This window comes from Enterobacter sp. FW301-JW81 (assembly GCF_058788735.1).
Map to the genome: position 1 here is coordinate 466,188 of NZ_JBYTBA010000004.1, position 8,235 is coordinate 474,422.

7 protein-coding genes and 2 tRNA genes are annotated in these 8,235 nt (G+C 56.6%); 1 reads left to right on the top strand and 8 read right to left on the bottom strand.

The features are described from left to right. Positions 1 to 18: 18 nt before the first annotated feature. The 6 genes from hfq to nnr all read right to left on the bottom strand — a co-directional run bounded on the left by hfq (position 19) and on the right by nnr (position 6,538). Positions 19 to 330: an RNA chaperone Hfq gene (gene hfq / locus AC3WOK_RS15625; protein WP_047346121.1), complete on the bottom strand. Its 312-nt coding sequence runs from the start codon at positions 328 to 330 to the stop codon at positions 19 to 21. 85 nt (positions 331 to 415) lie between these two features. Further along, a complete protein-coding gene (gene miaA / locus AC3WOK_RS15630; protein WP_059311858.1) occupies positions 416 to 1,366 on the bottom strand; it encodes a tRNA (adenosine(37)-N6)-dimethylallyltransferase MiaA in 951 nt (316 codons plus the stop codon). Then, positions 1,359 to 3,203 (bottom strand): DNA mismatch repair endonuclease MutL, encoded by a 1,845-nt coding sequence (gene mutL, locus AC3WOK_RS15635; RefSeq protein WP_492354786.1) that lies wholly within the window; start codon positions 3,201 to 3,203, stop codon positions 1,359 to 1,361. The genes miaA and mutL overlap by 8 nt, the downstream gene beginning before the upstream one ends. Before the next feature lie 9 nt (positions 3,204 to 3,212). Next, positions 3,213 to 4,544, bottom strand: coding sequence for an N-acetylmuramoyl-L-alanine amidase AmiB (gene amiB / locus AC3WOK_RS15640; protein WP_492354787.1), 1,332 nt, complete (start codon positions 4,542 to 4,544; stop codon positions 3,213 to 3,215). 16 nt (positions 4,545 to 4,560) lie between these two features. Continuing rightward, positions 4,561 to 5,022 carry a tRNA (adenosine(37)-N6)-threonylcarbamoyltransferase complex ATPase subunit type 1 TsaE gene (gene tsaE / locus AC3WOK_RS15645; RefSeq protein ID WP_047346117.1) on the bottom strand — a complete coding sequence of 154 codons (462 nt, stop codon included), beginning with the start codon at positions 5,020 to 5,022 and terminating at the stop codon, positions 4,561 to 4,563. Then, complete coding sequence (gene nnr, locus AC3WOK_RS15650) at positions 5,015 to 6,538, bottom strand: bifunctional ADP-dependent NAD(P)H-hydrate dehydratase/NAD(P)H-hydrate epimerase (protein WP_492354788.1); 1,524 nt, start codon at positions 6,536 to 6,538, stop codon at positions 5,015 to 5,017. The genes tsaE and nnr overlap by 8 nt, the downstream gene beginning before the upstream one ends. On the opposite strand from nnr, the gene queG reads away from it, so the two are divergent. Beyond that, complete coding sequence (gene queG / locus AC3WOK_RS15655; protein WP_492354789.1) at positions 6,537 to 7,676, top strand: tRNA epoxyqueuosine(34) reductase QueG; 1,140 nt, start codon at positions 6,537 to 6,539, stop codon at positions 7,674 to 7,676. The two genes, nnr and queG, sit on opposite strands and share 2 nt — an antisense overlap. A 270-nt stretch (positions 7,677 to 7,946) precedes the next feature. Here queG and AC3WOK_RS15660 read toward each other — a convergent pair. Both AC3WOK_RS15660 and AC3WOK_RS15665 read right to left on the bottom strand, forming a co-directional pair. Then, positions 7,947 to 8,022, bottom strand: a tRNA-Gly gene (locus AC3WOK_RS15660). Positions 8,023 to 8,058: 36 nt separating this feature from the next. Further along, positions 8,059 to 8,134 (bottom strand) — tRNA-Gly (locus tag AC3WOK_RS15665). Positions 8,135 to 8,235 lie beyond the last annotated feature (101 nt).

The following is an 8,235-nucleotide window of genomic DNA, read 5'->3' on the forward strand; positions in this document are numbered from 1 at the left end:
GGATAACAGCGCGAAACCTTACTCGGTATCTTCGCTGTCCTGCGCTGGCGTAGAAGAGCCCTGCGCGTTGCTGCCATGATGGTAGTTACTACCAGTGCCGCCGCCAGCGTTATTGCTGTGATGAGAGACCGGACGAGACGGAACAACAGTAGAAATAGCGTGCTTGTAAACCATCTGGCTGACCGTGTTTTTCAACAGGATCACAAACTGATCGAAAGACTCAATCTGACCTTGCAGCTTAATACCATTCACCAAATAAATAGAAACTGGAACACGTTCCCGACGCAATGCGTTCAGGAACGGATCTTGTAAAGATTGCCCCTTAGCCATTCTATCTTTTCCTTATATGCTTGTTTTGTACTTAGAACCTTGCGATTCTGAAAAATTGCGCACGATACGACTCAATTGTACACATTCAGTGAGCGATATCACCAACAACCTCAATCACTTCGTTTAACGCCTGTTGTGGTTTTTCACTGTCTAACCAGTGAACCCCCTCCCAACCGCGCAACCAGGTGATCTGGCGCTTCGCTAACTGTCTCGTGGCGCAAACACCTCGATAAACCATTTCATCGTATGAAATCTCACCTTCAAGATACGACCACATCTGGCGGTATCCCACACAACGAATGGAAGGCATGTCCGTATGCAAATCTCCACGGGCAAATAGCGCCCGCACTTCTGCTTCAAAATCTGAAGCTAACATCTGATGAAAACGCTGCTCAATTCGCTGATGGAGCAGTTCACGGCTCGCCGGGGCGATGGCGAACTGATGCACCTGATACGGCAGAGCGTCTCCTGACGTTTGCGTCAGTTCCGTTAAAGTTTTACCCGAAATGAAAAAAACTTCCAGTGCCCGGGAAAGCCTTTGCGGATCATTTGGATGGATTCGCGCTGCCGCAACCGGGTCAATCTCCGCCAGTTGCTTATGCAAAACGTCCCAACCCTGCTCTGCCGCCTGCTGCTCAATTTTCGCTCTTACTTCCGGGTCCGCTGATGGCAAAGGAGAAAGCCCCTCCAGCAACGCCTTGAAATAGAGCATGGTTCCGCCAACCAACAGCGGTATACGTCCCGCCGCCGTTATCTCGGCCATCTCGGCTAAGGCATCCCGGCGGAAATCCGCTGCGGAGTAGGCCTGAGCCGGGTCGAGAATATCCAGCAAACGGTGCGGTGCCGCGCGCAGCTCTTCTGCGTCAGGCTTCGCCGTGCCGATGTCCATCCCTCGGTAGATGAGGGCGGAGTCGACGCTAATCAACTCTACAGGCAAAACTTTACGCAACTCAATGGCTAGCGCCGTTTTGCCGGAGGCCGTTGGGCCCATTAAAAAAATTGCCTTAGGCAGGCTCGCCTTACTTACGTCAATCATGTTTCAGGGCGTTCATCGCCGTTTGTAAATCAACAGGTTGTAATAATCCACCCGGCGGCGTCTTCACCAGATGCGGGCAGAGGCGTTCCACCTCCGCCAGCACGCTAATGGCCTGTGCCATACTCCACGGCGCGTGTTCGCTTGCCAGATGGCGGGCGATCCACTGCGCGGTGTTAGCGGCATCAAACGACGTTTGCTGCGCCAGGTAGCCTATCAGTTCAGGAATCAAGTTTTGTAAATTTTGTTGGCGTAAGGGTAAAGGCACTGCACGAATTGTCACATGTTGTGGTTCAAGCACCATTTCTATACCCATTTGCGCCAGCTGTGGCTCGGCGCGCTGCAATACCCTTGTTTCTTCAGGGGATATCTTCAGACGAACCGGGATCAGCAGCGGCTGCGCGCAGGCCGCATTTGCACCCGGTGTGAGCTGCACCTGTTTGAGCCAGCGTTCAGCGACCGGCAGTGCCAGGAGCATCAACTTACCGTCACGTTCAAGCAGCGCCATATCCGGCGCAATAATTGTTAGTACCCGGCCAAAACTCTGGCTGTGACCGTCCAGCGACGGCGGCGATACCGGAATGGATTCTTTACGCTCCACGGCCGGCGTTTCCAGCAGTTTGCGATACAACGCCCCCTGCTGCTTTTGATAGCCAGGCTGGGCATTCGGGTAGTTCGCTCCCGTCGGGCGCGGTGCGGCCCCTGCCGAGGAGAAACGCGGGGCTTCCGGCTCACGCGCGGCGGCAGGCTCAGCAAAATGGTTACGACCCGCGGCGACGCGGTTTTCCGGGAACGGTCGCGGTGCAGGCTCTGCGTTTTCCAGCGGCAACGTGGGTTCAACCCGCTGTTGCAGCACGCTCAGCACGCCCTGATAGATAAAATCATGCACCAGCCGCGACTGGTGGAACCGCACTTCGTGCTTGGCGGGATGAACGTTCACATCCACCTGATGCGGGTCGATCTCCAGATACAGCACGAAAGCGGGTTGCTGATCGGCCCCGAGCTTGTCTTCGCAGGCCTGGCGAATGGCGTGGTTAATAAGACGGTCGCGCATCATGCGTCCGTTTACGTAGCAATACTGAATCTCCGCGAACGCCGCGCTGCTGGCGTTCGGGTCAGCCACCCACCCGCGCAGCGCCAGATCGCCATGCTGCCACTCAATGGCCAGCGCCTGTTCCAGAAACGGCGTACCGCAGATTGCCCCCAAACGGCGTTCTTTCTGCCCGCCTTCTGCCACCGCGCGATACTGGCGCATCACCTTGCCGTTGTGGCTGAGGTTAATGGTGACATCGAAACGCGCCAGCGCGATGCGACGTATGATCTCGTCGATATGGCCGAATTCGGTTTTTTCGGTACGCATAAACTTGCGTCGGGCGGGAGTGTTGTAGAACAGATCCAGGACTTCCAGCGTCGTACCGACAGGATGCGCGGCGGGTTTGACCGTCACATCCATATCGCGCCCTTCGGCGTAAGCCTGCCAGGCTTCCTGCTGTTCAGCGGTGCGGGAGGTCAGCGTTAAGCGCGAAACCGAGCTGATACTGGCCAGCGCTTCACCGCGAAAACCGAGGCTAATGATCGCTTCCAGGTCATCCAGAGAGGCAATTTTGCTGGTGGCGTGTCGGGCCAGCGCCAGCGCCAGCTCGTCTTTTTTAATGCCGCACCCGTTGTCGCGGATGCGAATAAGCTTCGCACCGCCGCGTTCGATATCAATATCGATGCGGGTCGCGCCCGCATCAAGGCTGTTTTCCACCAGCTCTTTCACCACCGACGCAGGGCGTTCCACCACCTCGCCGGCGGCGATTTGGTTCGCAAGCTGCGGCGGTAGAACCTGAATCGGCATGAATTCTCCTTAGTTTGTCGCTGTCATCTCGCCCGGCAGCGCGGCACTGGCCGTCTGGGCAGCTCCGCCCTGCGGCGCGGACTGCAGAGGATGCGCCTCAAAATATTTGCGCAAGCCGTTATAAATCGCTTCGGCAATTTGTTGCTGATAGCTGTCGCTGCCCAACAAACGCTCTTCGCTGTTATTGCTGATAAAACCCGTTTCCACGAGGATCGATGGAATATCTGGCGAACGCAGAACCCCCAGGCTCGCATGCTCCGGACGGCGCTTGTGCAATGCCCCGATGCCCTGCAGCTGGTTCAGTACGTTAGTGGCGACATCATACCCGACGCGCTGGGAATGACCGAACTGTAAATCCAGCACCGCCTGGCTGAGATACGGGTCAGACTGGCTGTTAGCCAGCACATCACCCGCACCGCCCAGCAGTTCAGACTGTTTCTCATGCTCTTCAAGCCAGTTTGCCATTTCGCTGTTGGCGCGACGGTTCGACAGCACCCAAACCGAGGCGCCGGTCGCGCTACGATTCGGTGCGGCATCCGCATGGATGGAGACCAGGAAGTTTGCGTTTTGCTTACGCGCCACGTCCGAGCGTCCCATTACGGAGATAAAGTAATCCCCGTCGCGGGTTAACACGCCTTTAAACATCGGATCGTCGTTTAACAGCGCCCTGAGCTTGCGGGCCACCGCGATTGTGACGTTTTTCTCCCGCGTGCCGCCCGGGCCAATCGCCCCCGGATCTTCCCCGCCGTGACCCGCATCAATAGCGATAATCACCTTGTCGCCGCTGACCGTCGCGCGTCGCGCGCTGGCCGCCGGACGCGTCACCGTATTGCTGCTGGTTGCCGCAGTAATGCGATCGTTCTGCGATTTAAACGGATTACGCGCAGGTTCAGAAGGACGCGGCGTATACACCGGTTCTTCCACGCGCTTCGCGACGACCGGCGGCGGTGGAGGCGCGTCGGCATTGATCGTAAAGACCACCGTATAGTTCGCCCCGTTTTGCTGCTTCACCGCCTTCGTTTTACCCTTTTCGGTCAGATCGACCACCAGGCGTAACGACTGGCTATCCTGCGGCGTTCCCGAACGGATGCTTTTCACCAGGTTGTTACCGCTGAAGCGCAGCGGCAGCCCCTGGATCACGCCCGTCTGTTTGATATCCAGCGCCACGCTGTGGCTGTCTGGCTGTGAGAACGAATATTCAGGATCGCCCATAAAGCTGAACGTGATCCGGGCCTGGCTTTCGCCGTTTGATACCTGAATATCTGAGAGGTTTGCGGCCCCGGCCTGCGCGCACAGCAGCACCGTGGCAGCCAACAACCAACCTTTAACGCGATTTATCATCCCGTCATCCCTACGCTTAACCGGCCAGACGGGCCAGTAAGGAACTGCCTGATGAGGAAACTGCACTGATGCGTGCCTCACGCCCTTGTGCCTGGTAATCTAAGTGAATTTCGACATCCGGGTCAGGCAACACACCCGCACCTTGTTGCGGCCACTCCACCAGGCAGATGGCATCATTGGCAAAATAATCACGGATCCCCATAAATTCCAGCTCCTCAGGATCCGCAAGGCGGTATAAATCGAAGTGGTACACCATAAGATTTTCAAGGGTGTACGGTTCTACCAGCGTGTAGGTTGGGCTTTTCACATTCCCGTTATGCCCTAACGCCTGCAAAAAACCCCGGCTGAAGGTGGTTTTACCCGCACCTAAATCACCATACAGATAAATGACGGTTGCCCCCTGACAGGCCTGCGCCACGCGCTTGCCGAGTTCTAAAGTGGCTTGTTCATCAGGTAAAAGAATCGCTCGATTAGTCATTTTCTACGTCAATCACATCCGGGTTAACAACACGCCGCAGCGTGCAAAAGAGATCGGTGGCCAGCATACCGCGTGTACCGTAACGCGCAGCCAGTGTATCTGCCGCGGCGCCGTGGGCCACGCAGCCCGCACAGGCTGCATCATAAAGGGGAAGTTTCTGTCCAAGCAACGCGCCAATGACACCGGAAAGCACGTCGCCCATTCCGCCACTCGCCATGCCCGCATTTCCGGCATCAATAATGCCCTGTGCCTCATCGCTGGCGACAACGGTTCCTGCCCCTTTCAAAACAGCAACACCTCCGTAACGTTTTACCAGACGCTGAGCAGAAAGTAAGCGATCGCTTTCAATTTCTGCCACGCTGCAGTTAAGCAGCCGCGCGGCTTCGCCGGGGTGTGGCGTCAGAATGCGATTGTGACGCTTATCCGGATTGATTGCCAGAAGGTTCAGCGCGTCGGCATCCCACAGCATCGGTTTACGAAAATTCTCGACCTTTTGCAGGGCCTGTTTACCCCACGCCTGCTGCCCTAGCCCAGGCCCAATGACGACCACATCCGCCCATTCAAGGCTTTCCTCAAGGGTCGGAAGCGTAAGCTCATGGACCATCAGCTCCGGTCGGGCGGTGATTATAGGCGCAATATTCTCAGTGCGAGTGAGTACTCGCACTAAACCGACCCCGCTTCGCAATGCCGCTTCACCGGCCATGCGGATAGCGCCCGCCGTGCCCTGGTCACCGCCAACAATCACCAGCTTGCCGTGATCGCCTTTGTGGGACGTCGGACGTCGGGGCGGAAGCCACTCGGCAAGCTGCGACGCATCAAACCGCGCGAGGTGCGTATCCTGCCCGGCCAGCCAGCTCTCAAGCCCCAGCGCAGCGTGGTGCAACGCGCCGACCACATCCCGCGCTTTGCCGGTCAGTAAACCCGGCTTCAGGGCGATGAAGGTTACCGTATGCGCAGCCTGAATTACCGCGCCCGGCGTCGCCCCCGTTTGTGCAATCAGGCCCGACGGAATATCCAGCGCGACCACCGGCGCGGAATGCCTGTTAGCGCGTGCAATGAGCGCGGCAATGTTCTCGCGAGGCGCGCTGCGCAGGCCGGTGCCGAGCAGGCCATCAACAATCAGATCAACATCCTCTGGCCAGACGATATCAGCCGCGTGAATCACACCGCCTGCATTCAGCCATGCGTCTCGCGCCGCGCTGGCCTCCTCCGGCAGCGGCTTATCACTCTCAAGAGCCAGTAACGTAACGCGCAGACCTGCTGCAACCGCAAGACGGGCAACGACGTAGCCGTCTCCGCCATTATTGCCGTGCCCGCATAACACCAGCCAGTGAACGGCCTGCGGGTACGCGCCGCCGGCAACGTTAAACGCCGCCTCTCCTGCGCGCTGCATCAGTTCATAAAGGGTGATGCCGAGACTGTCCGCAGCCTCTTTTTCGGCATGCCGGAGCGCGTCCGCATGCCAGATGGAATGTGGTATACTTGCGGGGTTTTTCTTCACCGTATGGTCCGTCATGTCACAGCCCCTCGATCTCAATCAGTTAGCGCAAAAAATTAAACAGTGGGGTGCTGAGCTCGGCTTCCAGAAAGTGGGGATTACCGATACCGACCTCTCCGCCAGCGAGCCGAAACTGCAGGACTGGCTGGATAAACAATACCACGGCGAAATGGAATGGATGGCGCGTCATGGCATGATGCGCGCCCGTCCACACGAGCTTTTGCCGGGCACGTTACGCGTCATCAGCGTGCGCATGAACTACCTGCCCGCCAACGCGGCCTTTGCGCGCACGCTAAAAAACCCCTCTCTGGGTTACGTCAGCCGGTACGCCCTGGGGCGTGATTACCATAAGCTCTTGCGTAACCGCTTAAAAAAACTCGGGGAAACTATTCAGCAGCACTGTGTTTCGCTGAATTTTAGACCCTTTGTCGACTCTGCGCCCATTCTTGAGCGCCCGATCGCTGAAAAAGCCGGGCTTGGCTGGACAGGTAAGCACTCACTTATCCTTAGCCGCGACGCCGGATCGTTCTTCTTCCTGGGTGAACTGCTGATTGATTTACCGCTGCCGGTAGACGGCCCGGTAGAGGAAGGCTGCGGACGCTGCGTGGCCTGCATGACCATCTGTCCGACGGGTGCCATCGTTGAGCCCTATACCGTTGATGCACGACGCTGTATCTCTTACCTCACCATCGAACTGGAAGGGGCGATCCCTGAAGAATTTCGACCGCTTATCGGAAACCGGATCTACGGCTGTGACGACTGCCAGCTCATTTGCCCGTGGAACCGCTATTCGCAGCTCACGGATGAAGAGGATTTCAGCCCGCGTAAGGCGCTGCATGCGCCGCAGCTCATTGAACTGTTCGCCTGGACCGAAGCCTGGTTCCTGAAAGTGACGGAAGGTTCGGCCATTCGCCGCATCGGTCATCTGCGCTGGCTGCGTAATGTTGCCGTTGCGCTGGGGAATGCTCCGTGGGATGAAGCGAATATCCGGGCGCTTGAAAGCCGCAGAGGTGAGCACCCACTTCTTGATGAACACATAGAATGGGCGATTACGCAGCAAATCGAGAAGCGTAATGCCTGCGTGGTGGAGGTGCAGCTACCGAAGAAACAGCGTCTGGTGAGAGTGATAGAGAAAGGGCTTACGCGGGATGCCTGAACTATTCACAGCCTGTGAATAAAATTACAAACTCAAGCGCTATCTGGGCTTGAGAAAAGATCAAGTGATCTCGATAACATTTTGAAATGAAAATTTATACTTAAAATACAAGGGAATACAAAGATACTATTCACCCTGCTAAGTTTTGGTCCTGTTCCGCTAAAGCGCAGTTTCTGTGGATAACTCTGTTTACAAGAGTATTTCAGATGCAATAGAAAACGTCCCCAGTGAATCTTTTCGCTGTGGATATTTTATAGATAAAGAAGAATTTGGAGCGGGAAACGAGACTCGAACTCGCGACCCCGACCTTGGCAAGGTCGTGCTCTACCAACTGAGCTATTCCCGCTTGGGTGGTCCGTGCTGTGGAAGCACTTTCAAATTTTGGAGCGGGAAACGAGACTCGAACTCGCGACCCCGACCTTGGCAAGGTCGTGCTCTACCAACTGAGCTATTCCCGCTTGGGTGGTCCGTGCTGTGGAAGCACTTTCAAATTTTGGAGCGGGAAACGAGACTCGAACTCGCGACCCCGACCTTGGCAAGGTCGTGCTCTACCAACTGA

Bases quoted from the DNA above. Each gene is read 5' to 3' on its own strand.
- nnr (WP_492354788.1), bottom strand. From the start codon at position 6,538: ATGACGGACCATACGGTGAAGAAAAACCCCGCAAGTATACCACATTCC.
- queG (WP_492354789.1), top strand. From the start codon at position 6,537: ATGTCACAGCCCCTCGATCTCAATCAGTTAGCGCAAAAAATTAAACAG.
- miaA (WP_059311858.1), bottom strand. From the start codon at position 1,366: ATGATTGACGTAAGTAAGGCGAGCCTGCCTAAGGCAATTTTTTTAATG.
- amiB (WP_492354787.1), bottom strand. From the start codon at position 4,544: ATGATAAATCGCGTTAAAGGTTGGTTGTTGGCTGCCACGGTGCTGCTG.
- mutL (WP_492354786.1), bottom strand. From the start codon at position 3,203: ATGCCGATTCAGGTTCTACCGCCGCAGCTTGCGAACCAAATCGCCGCC.
- tsaE (WP_047346117.1), bottom strand. From the start codon at position 5,022: ATGACTAATCGAGCGATTCTTTTACCTGATGAACAAGCCACTTTAGAA.
- hfq (WP_047346121.1), bottom strand. From the start codon at position 330: ATGGCTAAGGGGCAATCTTTACAAGATCCGTTCCTGAACGCATTGCGT.